The 15,204-nt window shown below is 62.0% G+C and carries 14 protein-coding genes; 7 read left to right on the forward strand and 7 right to left on the reverse strand.

Going from position 1 to position 15,204, the window contains the following annotated elements; all coding sequences use genetic code 11:
* The 3 genes from JJB74_RS29575 to JJB74_RS29585 form a co-directional block, all read left to right on the forward strand.
* Positions 1-1,071, forward strand: a 1,071-nt coding sequence (locus JJB74_RS29575; protein WP_234484969.1) for a hybrid sensor histidine kinase/response regulator, incomplete at its 5' end; no start/stop codon positions are given.
* A gap of 269 nt (positions 1,072-1,340) precedes the next feature.
* Positions 1,341-2,126, forward strand: a complete 786-nt coding sequence (locus JJB74_RS29580) for a 2-keto-4-pentenoate hydratase (protein WP_200598155.1) — start codon at positions 1,341-1,343, stop codon at positions 2,124-2,126.
* 283 nt (positions 2,127-2,409) lie between these two features.
* Positions 2,410-2,898, forward strand: a complete 489-nt coding sequence (locus tag JJB74_RS29585) for a hypothetical protein (RefSeq protein WP_200598156.1) — start codon at positions 2,410-2,412, stop codon at positions 2,896-2,898.
* Between the two features lie 383 nt (positions 2,899-3,281).
* On the opposite strand, the gene JJB74_RS29590 is transcribed toward JJB74_RS29585, so the two are convergent.
* Positions 3,282-5,867 carry a bifunctional aconitate hydratase 2/2-methylisocitrate dehydratase gene (locus JJB74_RS29590; protein ID WP_200598157.1) on the reverse strand — a complete coding sequence of 862 codons (2,586 nt, stop codon included), beginning with the start codon at positions 5,865-5,867 and terminating at the stop codon, positions 3,282-3,284.
* A gap of 544 nt (positions 5,868-6,411) precedes the next feature.
* Between JJB74_RS29590 and JJB74_RS29595 the strand changes: the two genes are divergently transcribed.
* Positions 6,412-6,666: a DUF6582 domain-containing protein gene (locus JJB74_RS29595; RefSeq protein ID WP_200598158.1), complete on the forward strand. Its 255-nt coding sequence runs from the start codon at positions 6,412-6,414 to the stop codon at positions 6,664-6,666.
* A 55-nt stretch (positions 6,667-6,721) separates the two neighbouring features.
* Here JJB74_RS29595 and JJB74_RS29600 read toward each other — a convergent pair whose 3' ends face one another.
* Both JJB74_RS29600 and JJB74_RS29605 read right to left on the reverse strand, forming a co-directional pair.
* Positions 6,722-7,222, reverse strand: a complete 501-nt coding sequence (locus JJB74_RS29600; RefSeq protein ID WP_234484970.1) for a hypothetical protein — start codon at positions 7,220-7,222, stop codon at positions 6,722-6,724.
* The gene (locus JJB74_RS29605) at positions 7,219-7,737 is read right to left on the reverse strand and encodes a hypothetical protein (RefSeq protein ID WP_200598160.1); all 519 of its coding nucleotides are present in this window, start codon (positions 7,735-7,737) and stop codon (positions 7,219-7,221) included. Before JJB74_RS29605 ends, JJB74_RS29600 begins: the two co-directional genes overlap by 4 nt.
* Positions 7,738-8,189: 452 nt before the next feature.
* Between JJB74_RS29605 and JJB74_RS29610 the strand changes: the two genes are divergently transcribed.
* Both JJB74_RS29610 and JJB74_RS29615 read left to right on the forward strand, forming a co-directional pair.
* The gene (locus JJB74_RS29610) at positions 8,190-9,158 is read left to right on the forward strand and encodes a cation diffusion facilitator family transporter (protein ID WP_325170198.1); all 969 of its coding nucleotides are present in this window, start codon (positions 8,190-8,192) and stop codon (positions 9,156-9,158) included.
* Between the two features lie 206 nt (positions 9,159-9,364).
* Complete coding sequence (locus tag JJB74_RS29615) at positions 9,365-10,309, forward strand: bile acid:sodium symporter family protein (protein WP_200598162.1); 945 nt, start codon at positions 9,365-9,367, stop codon at positions 10,307-10,309.
* Positions 10,310-10,377: 68 nt separating this feature from the next.
* On the opposite strand, the gene JJB74_RS29620 is transcribed toward JJB74_RS29615, so the two are convergent.
* From JJB74_RS29620 to JJB74_RS29635, 4 genes are all read right to left on the reverse strand, one after another.
* Complete coding sequence (locus JJB74_RS29620) at positions 10,378-10,626, reverse strand: hypothetical protein (RefSeq protein ID WP_200598163.1); 249 nt, start codon at positions 10,624-10,626, stop codon at positions 10,378-10,380.
* Between the two features lie 102 nt (positions 10,627-10,728).
* Complete coding sequence (locus JJB74_RS29625) at positions 10,729-11,031, reverse strand: DUF4148 domain-containing protein (RefSeq protein WP_200598164.1); 303 nt, start codon at positions 11,029-11,031, stop codon at positions 10,729-10,731.
* 597 nt (positions 11,032-11,628) lie between these two features.
* Positions 11,629-12,564, reverse strand: a complete 936-nt coding sequence (locus JJB74_RS29630; protein ID WP_200598165.1) for a formyltransferase family protein — start codon at positions 12,562-12,564, stop codon at positions 11,629-11,631.
* A gap of 272 nt (positions 12,565-12,836) precedes the next feature.
* A complete protein-coding gene (locus JJB74_RS29635) occupies positions 12,837-13,766 on the reverse strand; it encodes a LysR family transcriptional regulator (protein ID WP_200598198.1) in 930 nt (309 codons plus the stop codon).
* A gap of 135 nt (positions 13,767-13,901) precedes the next feature.
* Here JJB74_RS29635 and JJB74_RS29640 point away from each other — a divergent pair, with 135 nt between their 5' ends.
* On the forward strand, positions 13,902-15,203 hold the full coding sequence (locus tag JJB74_RS29640) for a CitMHS family transporter (protein ID WP_200598166.1): 1,302 nt from the start codon (positions 13,902-13,904) through the stop codon (positions 15,201-15,203).
* The last annotated feature ends 1 nt before the right edge of the window (position 15,204 follow it).

Genomic DNA, 15,204 nt, shown 5'->3' on the forward strand with positions numbered 1-15,204 from the left:
TGTTCCCATAATTCATCCGGCAAGCGCCATCCGTCGTCCTGCTTGACCATGCCCATGATGTCCTCCATCAAAAACACTGGCTTGGACAAGCATTACTTCAATTCTTATCCCTACTGGAATAGGCTCTTAGTAGATGATCTGCTGGACGTCTCTCGTGTTACCCGTGGCTTGGTCACGCTTGAGAAGACAAAGCTGGATGCAAAACGAATCTTTCCTGATGCAGTCGAGCAAGTGCGACCGCTGATTGAAGCGCGCCGTCATCGACTCATAGTGCATACGCCGCCCGATTCGGCGTTCGTGCTCGGGGATATCAAGCGTCTTGTCCAGGTAGTTACCAATCTGCTGACCAATGCAGCGAAATTCACGCCGGAAGGCGGAGAAATCGTCCTGAGCATGGAAGTGGATCGCGGCCACATCAGGATTGCTGTCTCCGACAACGGCGTCGGCATGACGCCGGAATTCCAGGCGAGGGCATTTGAGCTATTTGCCCAGGCAGCCCGGACGTCCGACCGGTCGCAAGGTGGCCTGGGCATTGGGCTGGCACTAGTAAAAAGCTTGATGGAGCTGCATGGGGGAGGCGTCACGGTGCACAGCGACGGGGTTGGGAAGGGATGCCAGTTCGTGGTGTGCCTGCCCCACATAGCTGAGAAAGAGTTTTCTGCGAACCATGAGCTGGAGGCCCGCAATCCGGCTCATCCGAGCAAGGCGCTAAGAGTGATGGTGGTGGATGACAATGTTGACGCGGCGAAGATGCTTGCGTTGCTCATCGAAGCATTAGGTCATCAGGTAGTTGTCGAACACCATGCACTTAGAGCCCTTGAACGCGTTGCAATTGAAACCCCGGATGTGTTTCTACTGGATATCGGCTTGCCCGACATCGATGGCAATGAACTGTCGCGTCGCCTCAGGATGCATCCTGAGGCAATGAAGGCGATCCTGATTGCTGTGACTGGATACGGGCACGAGAGCGACCGGGAGCGCAGCTTGACTGCGGGGTTTGATCATCATCTTGTCAAACCAATCGATCTCACAACGTTGTCATCCATCCTTTCTAAAATCAGCCAGCTCTGAAGCCAAGGGTTTGCTTTGGGTCGAAATCGCTATCTCCATATCACCAATTCAAGCCAGGAACGGCATTTACGTACCCCGGCGCATACCTTGCCGTCCCATAGCGCCACTGGCATCATCGTCACGGCTGCCCACTCCATCCGGATGCAAAGGAGGTCATCAGATCGCACTGCGTTGCAGCGCTTCAAGCCAGCATCGCACCGCTTCCGGGACACAGCGACCTTCGCGCCTTCAATACCCTCGGCAACTCCATCCTGACTGACTACGACGCCATGAACGAAGCCTCACTACAAGCTGCAGCGAATCTCCTCCATGAACACTGGATTCGCGGCGCGCTTATCCCCGCACTGCCCGTTGATATCAGGCCCACGACACGCGAAGACGGCTACGCCATCCAGGCGCGCCTGGAGGCGCTATCACGCAGTCCGATCTATGGATGGAAGATCGCCGCCACCAGCGCCGCCGGGCAAGCGCATATCAACGTGGACGGTCCTATAGCCGGCCGCATTCTTGCGGAACGGGTTGTCCCATGCGCAGGCGTGGTCCCGGCGGGACCTAACCATATGGCTGTGGCGGAAGTCGAATTCGCATTCCGCATGGGTCGTGACCTTGAACCGCGACCGCAAGCCTTCTCGGTTGAAGAGGTCCTTGCCGCCGTCGACACGCTGCATGTCGCCATCGAGATACCAGACTCCCGCTATGAAGACTTCGCGCAGGTCGGCGCGCCGCAATTAATCGCTGATAACGCTTGCGCGCATTACTTCGTGGCCGCCGAAGCAAGCACGGCGGACTGGCGAGCGATCGACCTGGTCACGCATCGTGTCGTCGGCCGGATCGAGGGCAAGCTGGAACGGGAAGGATCCGGGGCAAATGTTCTTGACGATCCGCGTATCGCGCTCACCTGGCTGGCTAATGAACTTTCCAATCTGGGCATCACCTTGCGCAAAGGGCAGATGGTGACTACCGGGACCTGCGTGACGCCGATGCCGATAAGCTCGGGCGATCTCGTCACGGCGGACTTCGGCCCGCTCGGTACCGCAACAGTGCGGATAGGCTGAGACGTCCCGCAAACATCGGACAGCCGACCGGTGCAGGCCGGTTCGCGTGCAGACAAGCCAGCGGGCGTTCGTACCCGGATGCGTTGCTGCAGCGCGTTTTGCGTCTTTCGATATTCCGAAAGCGGCGGCGCCAGTGCTGCTGGGGACGCTGGATACAATCGAAACCCAAAATATGCCTGCCCCAGCCCGTGATCACGCACGGCCCTCCGGTGAAACCTCGTTTGCGAGGTTCGAGCTGCGTCGGCGGCTCATCACCCCTCACCCTGTATGAGACTCGGTAAAAATGAAAATGCACAGCCTGCTCTCTTCCGCCCTAATTGGCGCCGTCGCAAGCGCGCGCTCAATGACGCCCATGGCCAGCCTTGCGGCAGCACGACTCGTAGGCCGTCGCACGACAGGAACACTGTTTCTCCTGGATCGCCCTCTGCTCAAGTTCGCCGCGCTGGCCATGGGAGTGGGTGAGCTGTTCGGCGACAAGATGAAAACCGCGCCCGACCGGACTGTCTTCCCCGGACTGCTGGCACGGGTAATGAGCGCCGGGATCGCCGGCGCAGCCCTGGCGCCACGTGGCGAAGAGAAAGCGGGCGCAGCGCTTGCGGCTGCGACTGCGGTGCCGCTTGCCTATTCGACGCTTGCCGTACGCAAGCGAGCCATGGCGCGCATGGGTCAGACCCGCAGCGGACTCATTGAAGACGCGCTGATCGTGGCAGCGGGCGCTGCGATCGTAGCGATGGGGACGAGAAAGACACATGGCTTCGCCGGCGCGCTTTGATGCGCGCGCCACACGGCTTGCTCAAGCGGGTGCGAACAAGCGCCTGACCCCGGTATACGACTGCGCGGGAGCTCGACTCCGCCTGTCCGAATTCAAACAGGTCGGAGCCCACGTCCGTTCCCGTCGCAGCGCCCCGTGTACGCATTGAAAAACTGGCCGTTTCGCGTTACGCCCGCAGCCGCCGGGCGCCCTCTTCCACGCCTGCCGTCGCCCATGAAAAAGCCCGCTCCGTATGCATCGGAGCGGGCTTGAGCCGTCGCTGATCGGGATTGGCGTTGCGAAGACGCAGGTCGGGGACAAAGTCTACTCGAAGCGCCGCGCCCTGCATTCCCGGCCGGGAAACGGAACCGCGGAATACACTTCCGCCGTCCCATCCTGCCGCATCAGACCTGCACGCTATCCGCCACTTCGCGGAATTCCTCGATCTGGTCGAAGTTCATGTAGCGGTAGATCTTGTCGGCGTTCTTGTCGATCACGCCGATGTTGGCCATGTACTCTTCCTTCGTCGGGATGCGGCCCAGCGTCGAGCACACCGCTGCCAGTTCGGCCGATCCGAGGTAGACGCGGGTCTCCAGACCCAGACGGTTCGGGAAGTTGCGCGTCGAGGTCGACATCACGGTGGCGCCCTTGCGCACCTGCGCCTGGTTGCCCATGCACAGCGAGCAGCCCGGCATTTCCATGCGCGCGCCGGTACGCCCCAGCGTGCCGTAATGGCCTTCGGCGGTCAGCACCTGCTGGTCCATCTTGGTCGGCGGCGCCACCCACAGGCGCACCGGGATATCGGTCTTGCCTTCGAGCAGCTTGGATGCGGCGCGGAAGTGACCGATGTTGGTCATGCAGGAACCGACGAACACTTCATCGATCTTGTCGCCGGCGACTTCGGACAAGGTCTTCACATCGTCCGGGTCGTTCGGGCAGGCCACGATGGGCTCATGGATGTCGGCCAGGTCGATTTCGATGACGGCGGCGTAGTCGGCATCCGCGTCCGGTGACAGCAGTTCCGGCTTGGCCAGCCAGGCTTCCATTGCCCGGATGCGGCGCTCCAGCGTGCGCTTGTCCTGGTAGTTGTTGGCGATCATCCACTTCATCAGCGTGATGTTCGAGGTCATGTATTCGGCGATCGGCTCCTTGTCCAGATGCACCGTGCAGCCGGCGGCCGAGCGCTCGGCCGAGGCGTCGGACAGCTCGAATGCCTGCTCGACCTTCAGCTTCGGCAGACCTTCGATTTCCAGGATGCGGCCGGAGAAGATGTTCTTCTTGCCCTTCTTCTCCACGGTCAGCAGACCCTGGCGGATCGCATATAGCGGAATTGCATTGACCAGGTCGCGCAGCGTCACGCCGGGCTGCATCTCGCCCTTGAAGCGCACCAGCACCGATTCCGGCATGTCCAGCGGCATCACGCCGGTGGCGGCGGCAAAGGCCACCAGGCCCGAGCCGGCCGGGAAGGAAATGCCGATCGGGAAGCGGGTATGCGAGTCGCCGCCGGTGCCGACGGTATCCGGCAGCAGCAGGCGGTTCAGCCACGAGTGGATCACGCCGTCGCCCGGACGCAGCGCGACGCCGCCGCGGTTCTCGATGAAGTTCGGCAGCTCGTGGTGCATCTTCACGTCCACGACCTTCGGGTACGCCGCGGTGTGGCAGAAGGATTGCATCACCAGGTCGGCCGAGAAGCCGAGGCAGGCCAGGTCCTTCAACTCATCGCGGGTCATCGGGCCGGTGGTGTCCTGCGAGCCGACGGTGGTCATCTTCGGTTCGCAATAGGTACCGGGGCGGATGCCATGGCCTTCCGGCAGACCGCAGGCGCGGCCGACCATCTTCTGCGCCAGCGAAAAGCCGCGGCCGGAATCGACCGGGTTCTGCGGCAGGCGGAACAGCGTCGACGGGGCCAGGCCCAGCGCTTCACGCGCCTTCGCGGTCAGACCGCGGCCAATGATCAGCGGAATGCGGCCGCCGGCGCGCACTTCGTCGAACAGCACATCGGACTTGACCTTGAATTCGGCGATCGTCTCGCCGTTCTTCAGCGCACGGCCTTCATACGGACGCAGTTCGATCACGTCGCCCATATCCATCTTCGACACGTCGAGCTCGATCGGCAGCGCGCCGGCATCTTCCATGGTGTTGTAGAAGATCGGAGCGATCTTGGTGCCCAGGCACACGCCGCCGAAGCGCTTGTTCGGGATGAACGGGATGTCTTCGCCGGTGAACCACAGCACCGAGTTGGTGGCGGACTTGCGCGAGGAACCGGTGCCGACCACGTCGCCGACGTAGGCGACCAGGTTGCCCTTGGCCTTCAGCGCTTCGATCTGACGGATCGGGCCGATCTTGCCCGGCTCGTCCGGATTGATGCCCGGGCGCGCGTTCTTCAGCATCGCCAGCGCATGCATCGGGATGTCCGGGCGGGTGGTGGCGTCCGGCGCCGGCGACAGGTCGTCGGTATTGGTTTCGCCCGAGACCTTGAACACGGTCAGGGTCAGGCTTTCCGGCACGGCCGGGCGCGAGGTGAACCATTCGGCATCGGCCCAGGATTGCAGCACCGATTTCGCATTCGCGCTGCCTTTATCCGCCCTGTCCTTCACATCGTGGAAGTAGTCGAACATTAACAGCGTCTTCTTCAGGCCTTCGGCTGCGACCGCGCCGACGGTTTCGTCGTCCAGCAGATCGATCATGGGCTTGATGTTGAAGCCGCCGAGCATGGTGCCCAGCAATTTGGTCGCCAGTTCGCGCGAAATCAGCGGGCTGGAATCGGTGCCCTTGGCGACCTTCTCCAGGAAGGCGGCCTTGACCTTGGCGGCGTCGTCCACGCCGGCGGGCACACGGTTGGTGATCAGGTCGACGAGGAATTGCTCTTCGCCGGCCGGGGGATTCTTCAGGAGTTCAACCAGATCCTTGGTCTGGGCCGCGGAAAGCGGCAGCGGGGGAATGCCGAGGGACGCGCGTTCAGCGACGTGGTTGCGGTACGCAGCAAGCATGGAGGGCTCTTTGTTGAAGGTTGGAAAAGGCCGGGCGCGGGTCCCGGATGTTGCGAAGCCGGTATTGTACTACAACAAGTCTTATATAAGACATAAGACCACACGAAAAGCTCGGTTTTTATGCGAATGAACAGCGGCAGGCTCGTGCATCTCTTCATAAAGCCTGGCGCAGCGTTCGGCGTCGCCGGCCACGGAAACCGAGGCGCTGATCGACGACTCGGTGCGCAGGGTGAAGGACCTGGTGCTGGAAATCAGGGCGGAAGGCGCTTGGGAAGAATTCTGAAATCCGTTTCAGGCAGGCGTCAACGCTTCGTCCGCGCGGTCTGCCGCGCGGAAAACCACCGTTTCAGATGACGCCCGCCTGTCGCCGCTTTGGTTTCCGGCAATGGACCGAGCACATTTGCCGGGCGCGCATCGAAAGGCGAAAACGCTTTGCCGGGAATCCGGCATATCGTGGTCCCGGCGCTGTTCCGCGGCCGTGATATCGCGGGGAACCTGCCCTTGCACGTGGGTCTAACGACCAACACGTCGCAAGGAGAATCCCATGAGCAAACTCGATACCGAAGAACGCAAGGACCTGCCGAAACGGGAGTTCGCCTTCCCCAAACAGCAGAAGGAGCCGCTCGAAGATGCCAGCCATGTGCGCAACGCCATCGCCCGCTTCAACCAGGTGCAGGGTGTGACCGACAGCGAGCGCGACGAGGCGTGGGCGCGCATCCGCGCAGCGGCGCGCAAATTCGACGTGGAGATGAGCGAGGGGGACTGGCGCGAGATCAAGGGGGGCGGGAAAGGACACTAGGGCGAATACGTTCCAGCCCGAAGGATCCGGCCGTTGCGCTCGCGGCATCGACCTCTCACTGCAGCGAACCCCAGCGTTCCACCGCCGGCTCGGCCACTGCCCACTTCCAGCGCTGTTCATGGCGGCATACCTGCGCGGTAAACCAGGCATGTGCCGTCGCTTGCGCAGGCGCAGCCGCATCGCGCTCATCCACGGTGAACATCACTTCCTTGCACTGCGCCAGCGGCGTATCGATCACGCGGGTGATCTGCATACTGCCCTGGTTATTGGCATAGGGAATCGCATGCCGGATGCGCCACGGCCGGATCTCGCCGGGCTCCATGTCGCCGGCCAGCCTGGCGATCGCATCCTGCTCATCCTGATGCAGGGAGCGCAGCAGACCCTTGATGCCGGCGTCGGTTGCGGCCTTCACGCTCACCGATACCGCCACGCCCACCGCCGGATTGCTGGTGAAGGTGCCGGAAGCGATGCCAGCCGCCGCGCCCGCGATGCCGCCCAGCGCGCCGCAGCCGCCGAGCACGGGCAGCATGCAAGCGCACCACAGCAGGCGCTTCATTGCAATGCTCCCCATCGTTCCGTTGCCGGCTCGGCCGAGGCCCATTTCCAGCGTTCGCCATCGCGGCAGATCATGGCAACAAAAAAGCCCTTGTCCTGCTTGGACTTCGGCGCCGGGTCCACCGAGAACACGATCTCACGGCAATCCAGCGATTGCGCGCCGACCACGCGGCTGACTGCGACCTGGCCGCGGCTGGACGGTTCGATCGGCACGGTATGACTGACCTGCCAAGCCGCCACTTGTCCCGGCGCGAGCTTGCCGGCGATCGCGGCGATCTGGTTCTGCTCTTCGGTATGCACCACGCGCTGGGCCTGCTGCACGCCAGCCTGCGCCAGGGACTGCACGCCAACGCCGATGCCGGTGGCCACGGCCGCATCCGAAGTGACGCTGGCCGCGATCGCCGCGCCGCTGACGCCGGCCGCCGCGCCGGTGCCCTGCTGCAGGAAGGAACTGCAGCCGCACAGGCTGACGGCGAGCATGGCCAGCATGGGGCCGGAAGTTCTGTTCAATTTCATGGGGCCGTATCTGCGTAGCTATTGTTGGGCCGGAAATTATAGGTAGCCGACATCGCTGGAATGCCGCCCGAAGGCAACCCATGTCGATTGGCTTAAACCCGGCAGCGAGCGCGCAAGGAGTATGTGGCCGCAGCACATCCGGCAAGCGCATTCCTGCGCCATGCGCCATCGGCATCGCGTTTGATAGCTGTCAATCTTGCGCGCAGGACATCCTGCAAACTGGAGAGCCCGCCCCGGAGCTCCACATGTCTTTCTCGGTCGCAGCAATGGCGTTGTGCTCTTTTCCTGTCTGCGCGTCGCACAGCCGCAGCAGCCGCAAATACGCGGTCCCTGCCCGTTCCTGCCGCAGGGTAAGCATCGGCCAGCGGGAAAAGCCGCGGAGCATCGGCACTCCGACCATGGCGGCGCCACCACGCGCAATCCTGCGCTGAACTCAGCCCGATACCGTTTCCGTGCGCGCCTTCAACCGTTTTCACCGACGACTAGGCATAGGCACGCGCGTCGCCGACCCGCGTCGCGCCGTCGTCAAGGCGTTTGGGGGCGAGGTCATGTTCGCGCTGCTGAAGTCGCTTGCGGCGGCGGTCACTGGCTCGAGCGCCATGCTGGCCGAAGCCGTGCATTCCTGGGTCAGCCTCGTTGCCGACTGCTTCCGCGCCAATGCCTACCTGGTCGCCCTGCGGCCCGCCGATGCCGCGCATCCGCTCGGTTACGGCAGGGAATCCTATGTCTGGGCCCTGTTCGGCTCGGCCGGCACCTTCGTGTTCGGCGCGCAGATCGCCATCTGGCGCGGCATCGAACAGCTGCACACGCGCGAACCGGTGCTGGGATTCTTCTTCGGCTACCTGGTGCTGGGCAGCGCCTTCATCGCGCAACTTGTTTCGCTGATTCAAGCCCTGCGATTCGTGCGCAAGAAGGCCAGCACGCGCGGCCTGGGCATCGTCGGCCATCTGCTCAGCACTTCCGACACGCTGCTGCGCGCGGTGGTGACCGAGGACCTGCTTGCCCTCTTCGGCCTGGGCATTGCCGCGGCGTCCATGGCACTGCATCAGCTGACCGGGCGCGCCGAATTCGATGGCGCCGGATCGATCGTGATCGGCACGCTCATGGGCATCGTCGGCCTGTACCTGATCGACATGAACAGGCGCTTTCTGGCAGGCGTGCCGCTGCCGCCGGATCTGCGCGCCAGGGTCATTGCCAGCTTCAGGCAAACACCGGAGATCCGCCGCGTCACCGCCTTCTTCGCCGAATACATCGGCCCGGAGAAGATCCTGATATCGGCCCGCGTGGAACTCGCCGGCGAACATGATCAGGCGGAGCTTGCGCGCCTGCTGCGCAGGCTGGAGGCGCGCATCATGGAACATCCCAATGTCGGCCGCGCCACGCTGAGCCTGTCCGCGCCCGAGGAGTCCGATCTGGCCTGATGCTTGCGAACGCTGTCCGCATCCGGCCCATAGCCATGGGTCGGGATCATTGCGGCATCCGGCTGCAGTGCGCCACTGCGCAGGCGTCATTGCGCCTGATCGACTACAATGCGCCGCCTTTTTTCGAAAAGGCAACAGCCGATACCGCATCGACCTTAGCAACCGTAGCGCCCGCAGCAATCGCATACACAGATCAGAGTAGTGGAATGAACACGATAGAAAAACTCAGCAATTTCGTAGGCAAGACCTTTTCCCTCTGGGTCATCCTGTTTGCCTGTTTCGGATTCTTCGCGCCGCAAGCCTTCATCGGCTACAAGACCTGGATCACGCCGCTGCTGGGCATCGTCATGTTCGGCATGGGCCTCACGCTTTCCGCGGCCGATTTTCGCGAGGTCTTGCGCCGGCCCAGAGATGTGGCGATCGGCGTCGTCGGCCACTATCTGATCATGCCGGGCATCGCGTATGTGCTTGCGATTGCGCTGCGCCTTCCGCCCGAGGTTGCGGTCGGCGTCATCCTGGTTGGCTGCTGCCCGAGCGGCACCGCATCCAATGTGATGACCTTTCTGGCCAAGGGCGATATCGCGCTCGGCGTGTCGATCGCTTCAGTCTCCACCCTGATTGCGCCGCTGGCCACGCCGGCACTGGTGTCCCTGCTGGCCGGCAAATGGATGAGCATCAATACGGGTTCGCTGTTCATGGACATCGTGCAGGTCGTGCTCGTGCCTATCCTGCTGGGCATCGTCGTGAAGGCGCTTTTCCGCAAACAGGCGGAGGCCAGCGTCAAGGCATTGCCGCTGGTGTCGACGGTCGCGATCGTGATGATCGTGGCCATCGTCGTCGGCCTGAACCAGCCGAAACTGCTTGCGAATGGATTGCTGATCTTGACGGCGGTGATCCTGCACAACCTGCTCGGCTTTGCCCTTGGCTACCTGTTTGCGCGCGCCTTCGGCATGAATCTCGCCAAGTGCAAGGCAGTGACGCTGGAAACCGGCATGCAGAATTCCGGTCTCGGCGCGGCGCTGGCCGCGGCGCATTTCAGCCCGCTGGCGGCGGTGCCGAGCGCGCTGTTCAGCGTATGGCACAACCTGTCCGGCTCGATGCTGGCCACCTGGTTCGCGGCAAGAGCGGAAGCGAAGACCGGCCAGCGCTGAATCGCGGTCGAAAGGGTGCAGTGGGCTGTAGCACCGCTTTCACTGGCCCGATGCCAAGCCTGCCTGCTTCAATGCAGTCCCCATACTCGCGCACCGGCGTGGGAAATGGCGCGAACCAGCGGATGGCGAACCAGCCGTACGCTCAGTTCCAATGCGACCGCGAGCATGAAGCCGGTCGTCGGAGACGGATGTCCGACCGCGGACACGCAGGCTTTCGCCAGTATCGGCAAGGCAGCTTCCCACAGGCGATCGGCCAGACGCTGCGCGGCGCGCACCGTCGTTGCCCATACCGCGTCCAATGCGTGTTTCGTGTTCATGGCATTCCGCCCGTCATGTGCTGTTGCGTTCGAAGGTGATGCTGCAAGCGCGAACCCGGCCCGGCGCGCCATGCCGGGTCCACATGTGCAGCGTGATGACGATCAGCCGAAGTACAGCGTGTCGACGAGCGACTTGTGTTCCTGCTGCCTCGAAGCGGACTCCAGTTCCGCCTTCACCTCGCCACGGGTTTTTCCACTGCCCGCATAAACCGGGTCCTGCCATTCGTGCTGACCCTGGACGGCCAGGCCCTGGCCATGCGAGCGCATCAATTCCTGGCGTACTTCAGCGCGGGTAAGGCTTGAGCGGAATCCGGCATCGGGAGCGGCGAACTCGGTCTGCTGCGCATGCGCGTAACCGAAGGCGGCAAGGAGGGAAACAGCGGCGGCAAGGGCTTTGATGTTCATGGGAATCTCCTGATCAGCTTAATAGTGGTGGATGGCCCGGCGGGCGCTGCATCGATACGTTGCCGCTGTCTGCCGGGCGCAAGCCATAGCGCAATGCGTGTGCCAGCTGCCGTGCCGCTGCTCTGGAATGCAGGTAAGCCGATGAATTCAATGCGTTTTCTCTGCGACCGCAGCGCATGAGCGCGCGATTCGCGGGGAGGTCGGCCGACGGGATTTACCCAACTTCGGCCAACACTTTTTATGCAGGGTGTTGGCTGGCGCCTGACTGTGTATCAGGACAAAAGCAGCGTTGTGCGACTCGGTTCACGGTGTTGGCTGTCGCTTCGCCATGAGGGCAATGCTGCGCGTTCACGGGTGTATGAGCGCGAGGGCTTGCGGATCGGGGCGCTTATTCCGTCGCGGCATGGCACGAGGCAGAAAGGCAAGCCGAACATGTGGGCAGGTTCTGAAGAATCCGCAGGCAAACCTGAGGACCTGCTACGGCGCATCGCTACGCCAATACAGCCGGTTGGCGTAGCGAGACAACGCAAGCGGCGCTTTCCATACCGGTAGCGCAGACCACTCTGAGATTGCGGACAGAACGCCGTTGAGCCGGGTTCAGAGGGAATCGATGTCCGTGTCGCGCCACCAGGCATCGAAACGAACCAGGCCATCCTGCATCCTCACGATGAGCACGCTCTCCCTGTTGATTGCCACCGAGCCCGGCTCGCAATGCCGGTATCTTTCCTGCAGAAAGCGGTTGTGTATGCGCGATGCCTTATGGACTCTGATGCGGGTGTCACCAAGGCTCACCCTTATTCCAAGGTTGCGGGATGAAAACGCCCGGGTCTTGCGGAGCAGATCATCAATATCGCCGGTTCTCACATCGAAAACCATGTCGGCATCCTGCCTGGAGTAATAGCTGGAGACACCAGTCTGCGGCCTGCCGCGAAAATCGAAATTCGTATCGATCAGCTTTTGCAAGCCCTCCTCGAAGACTTCGCATTCGAAATCGAAGATGAAGGAATAAAGGATATCCAGGTCGATGTCTTCGCTGAGTTCGAAGGACTTCTGGTGAATGATGTCTCCTTCATCGAGTTCGCGGCTCAGATAATGCAGCGTTGAGCCCGCCACCTTATGTCCCGACAACAGGCATTCATTGATCGGGTGCTTTCCCCTTCCGAGCGGCAGCACCGAAGGATGCGAGTTGATGCATATTTTTTCTTCCGAACATTTTTCTACCGGAAGAACGTACGGACACCCCGCGGAGACGAGCAATTCATAGTCGCAGTTCATCATGGCGTTGACGACTTTCTGCTTTTCTCCCGAAGCCGCAAGCAGCGAAATGCTGCCCGCATAATCATCGATATCCAGCAGCGATCTGTCTGTTGCCAGGACCTCCACGAGTTCGATGTTTTCATTTCGGATCAGGGAATGGAATATGGCTGGCCGGTTACCGATGAATAGCGTTCTTATCCGCCTTGACATGTTCATTCTCCGAGTCGCTTTGAAATCCATGCGGTGCAGCAGGGCAAATCGAGAATCCGAGAACACGCATCTTCGCCTCATGTGATGCACTGGAATTCACGGAATGGCTAGTGAAAGGCTGTCAGGCCTCATTCACCGATAGACTCGTCCACGCCTCCCGGTTGCACGTAACGATGAAATGAATGTGCGGCACAAGCGCGCAAATGCGCCTGCGATTCCTCAAGAAAAAGCCTCATGCATGCCAGCGCGCTTCAACGACTATGTCGCAGAGGCTTCGAATCTTTCACCGCGATGGCCTGCAGGAAACCATCGGCCCTGATGCACCGTCGTAGCGATCCTTACATTGGATTGTCGGGAATGCCCGCGCGCGCAGTGCCAACGACACGAAGACTGGTCTCGAGCATTTCCAGCATGCCCTGCGCCGCGATGGAAAGGCTGCGGTCCTTCTGCTTGACGATGTAGATCGGACGAACGATATCGGGCGCATCCACCGGTATCGCCACCAGGTCGAGCAGGCGAAACTGGAACAGCGTAAGTTCCGGCACCAGCGACACGCCCAGGCCATGTTGCACCAGCCCGGCCACGGTGGCGAGGTGCTCGACCTCCAGGCCGGAATGCAGCGTAGGCACATCGCGCAGCAGCAGCTCGACATGCTGTCGCACGCTGGTGGACTTCGCCAGGTGCACCATCTCGCAACCCGCGAGCTCGGCCAATCCAACGCGCTCCCTGGATGCCAGGTGATGGTCGCGGCGGCAGACCAGGTAAAACGGATCGCTGCACAGCGTGCGCGTCTCGAACTCGGCCAGGTTGGGTCCCGGCGCAGTGAGCGCGAAGTCGACCGTGCCTTCGCGCAGCATGGTCAGGCATTGGTCCGACAGCGAGTCGTGCAGCCTTACCGCGATGCCGGGAAAGCGCTTGCGGTATTCCGCGATGATCGCTGGCAGGCCGTTCGCTGCCAGCGAGGGCAGCGCCGCGATCGCTACCCGGCCGCGACGCCGGGCCACATAGTCCGACATGTTGTCGAAGGCCACATGGATTTCCTCGTAAAGCGAACGCGCGACCTCGGCAAACAATTCGCCTTCCGGCGTGAGCTTCACATTGCGCGTATCCCTTTCGAACAAGCGTGTGCCGACGCTGTCCTCGAGCTTGCTGATGACGCTGCTGAATGCGGACTGCGACAGATGGCAGCGCTCCGCCGCGCGAGTGAAATGCTTCAGTTCACTGAGCGCGATGAAGGCATGCAGCTGCTTGGTCGAGATATTGTGCATGGCCAAGATTGATCCAGAAAATCGATCGATTTATCGAAACAAAGCGTTTTACTCCATAAGTATCGTCTCCGACAATCCTCTGCATACCTGGCCGACCGACAAGCCGGGATCAAGAGAAAAACACAGGAGACTTCCATGCTGGCCCTGCTTGGCTTCATCACCATTCTCGTTCTGCTTGCCGTCATCCTGACCAAGCGCATGTCGCCGCTGGTGGCATTGATCGCGATTCCCATCATCGCTGCCCTGATCGGCGGCTTCGGCTTCGAAACCTCGAAGTTCATCCTCGCCGGCATCACCAGCATCGCGCCGGTGGCGGGCATGTTCGTGTTCGCGATCCTGTTCTTCGGCATCGTCACCGACGCCGGCATGCTGGACCCGGTGATCTCCGGCATTCTGAAGATCGTCGGCAGCCGGCCGAGCCGCATCGTGCCGGGCACGGCGCTCCTGGCGCTGCTGATTCATCTCGACGGCTCCGGCGCGGTGACCTTCCTGGTCACGATCCCGGCGATGCTGCCGCTGTATAACCGCCTGGGCATCGACAAGCGCATCCTGGCCTGCGTCGCTTCGCTGGCCGCGGGCGTGAACTTCCTGCCGTGGACCGGGCCGATGATCCGCGCCGCGGCTTCGCTGCATCTGCCGGTGTCGGCCATCTTCACGCCGCTGATTCCGGTGCAATTGGTGGGCCTTGCCTTCGTGTTCATCGTCTCGTGGATGCTCGGCCGCAAGGAAGAACGGCGCCTGGGTCTGACTGCCGGCGCCGATGCAGCCGCGGTGGTCCACCTCCATGAGCTGACCAAGGAACAGCTCGAGATCCGCCGGCCGAAGAACTTCTGGATCAACATCGTGCTGACCGTGTTCGTGCTCGGCACCATGATCAGCGGCAAGGTCGACCCGGTGGTGATGTTCATGATCGGCGTGGTGCTGGCGCTGATGATCAACTATCCGAACGTCGACATGCAGCGCGCCCGTGTGGATGCGCATGCGAAGGCGGCGCTGCTGATGGCCGGCATCCTGTTCGCCGCCGGCGTGTTCACCGGCATCATGTCCAAGTCCGGCATGCTCAAGGCGATGGCGAGCGCGGCGGTCGCGCATGTGCCGCCCGAGATGGCGTCGCACATCCCGGTGGTGCTGGGCGTGCTGTCGATGCCGCTGTCGCTGCTGTTCGATCCGGATTCGTTCTACTTCGGCGTGCTGCCGGTGGTGGCCGAAGTGAGCAAGATGCTCGGCGTGGCGCCGATACAGGTGGCGCAGGCGGCATTGCTGGGCCAGATGACGACCGGCTTTCCGATCAGCCCGCTGACCCCGGCCACCTTCCTGGTTGCCGGCCTGGCCGGCATCGAACTGGCGGACCACCAGAAATACACCTTCAAGTATCTGTTCGGCGCATCGATCGTGATGACGATAGCCTGCGTGCTGCTCGGCATCTTCCCGCTGTGAT

The sequence above is a fragment of the Noviherbaspirillum pedocola genome (assembly GCF_016632335.1).
Classification (GTDB): domain Bacteria; phylum Pseudomonadota; class Gammaproteobacteria; order Burkholderiales; family Burkholderiaceae_D; genus Noviherbaspirillum_A; species Noviherbaspirillum_A pedocola.

Bases quoted from the DNA above. Each gene is read 5' to 3' on its own strand.
- JJB74_RS29595 (WP_200598158.1), top strand. From the start codon at position 6,412: ATGAGCAAACTCGATACCGAAGAACGCAAGGACCTGCCGAAACGGGAG.
- JJB74_RS29585 (WP_200598156.1), top strand. From the start codon at position 2,410: ATGAAAATGCACAGCCTGCTCTCTTCCGCCCTAATTGGCGCCGTCGCA.
- JJB74_RS29580 (WP_200598155.1), top strand. From the start codon at position 1,341: ATGAACGAAGCCTCACTACAAGCTGCAGCGAATCTCCTCCATGAACAC.
- JJB74_RS29590 (WP_200598157.1), bottom strand. From the start codon at position 5,867: ATGCTTGCTGCGTACCGCAACCACGTCGCTGAACGCGCGTCCCTCGGC.
- JJB74_RS29605 (WP_200598160.1), bottom strand. From the start codon at position 7,737: ATGAAATTGAACAGAACTTCCGGCCCCATGCTGGCCATGCTCGCCGTC.
- JJB74_RS29615 (WP_200598162.1), top strand. From the start codon at position 9,365: ATGAACACGATAGAAAAACTCAGCAATTTCGTAGGCAAGACCTTTTCC.
- JJB74_RS29600 (WP_234484970.1), bottom strand. From the start codon at position 7,222: ATGAAGCGCCTGCTGTGGTGCGCTTGCATGCTGCCCGTGCTCGGCGGC.
- JJB74_RS29620 (WP_200598163.1), bottom strand. From the start codon at position 10,626: ATGAACACGAAACACGCATTGGACGCGGTATGGGCAACGACGGTGCGC.
- JJB74_RS29635 (WP_200598198.1), bottom strand. From the start codon at position 13,766: ATGCACAATATCTCGACCAAGCAGCTGCATGCCTTCATCGCGCTCAGT.
- JJB74_RS29625 (WP_200598164.1), bottom strand. From the start codon at position 11,031: ATGAACATCAAAGCCCTTGCCGCCGCTGTTTCCCTCCTTGCCGCCTTC.
- JJB74_RS29640 (WP_200598166.1), top strand. From the start codon at position 13,902: ATGCTGGCCCTGCTTGGCTTCATCACCATTCTCGTTCTGCTTGCCGTC.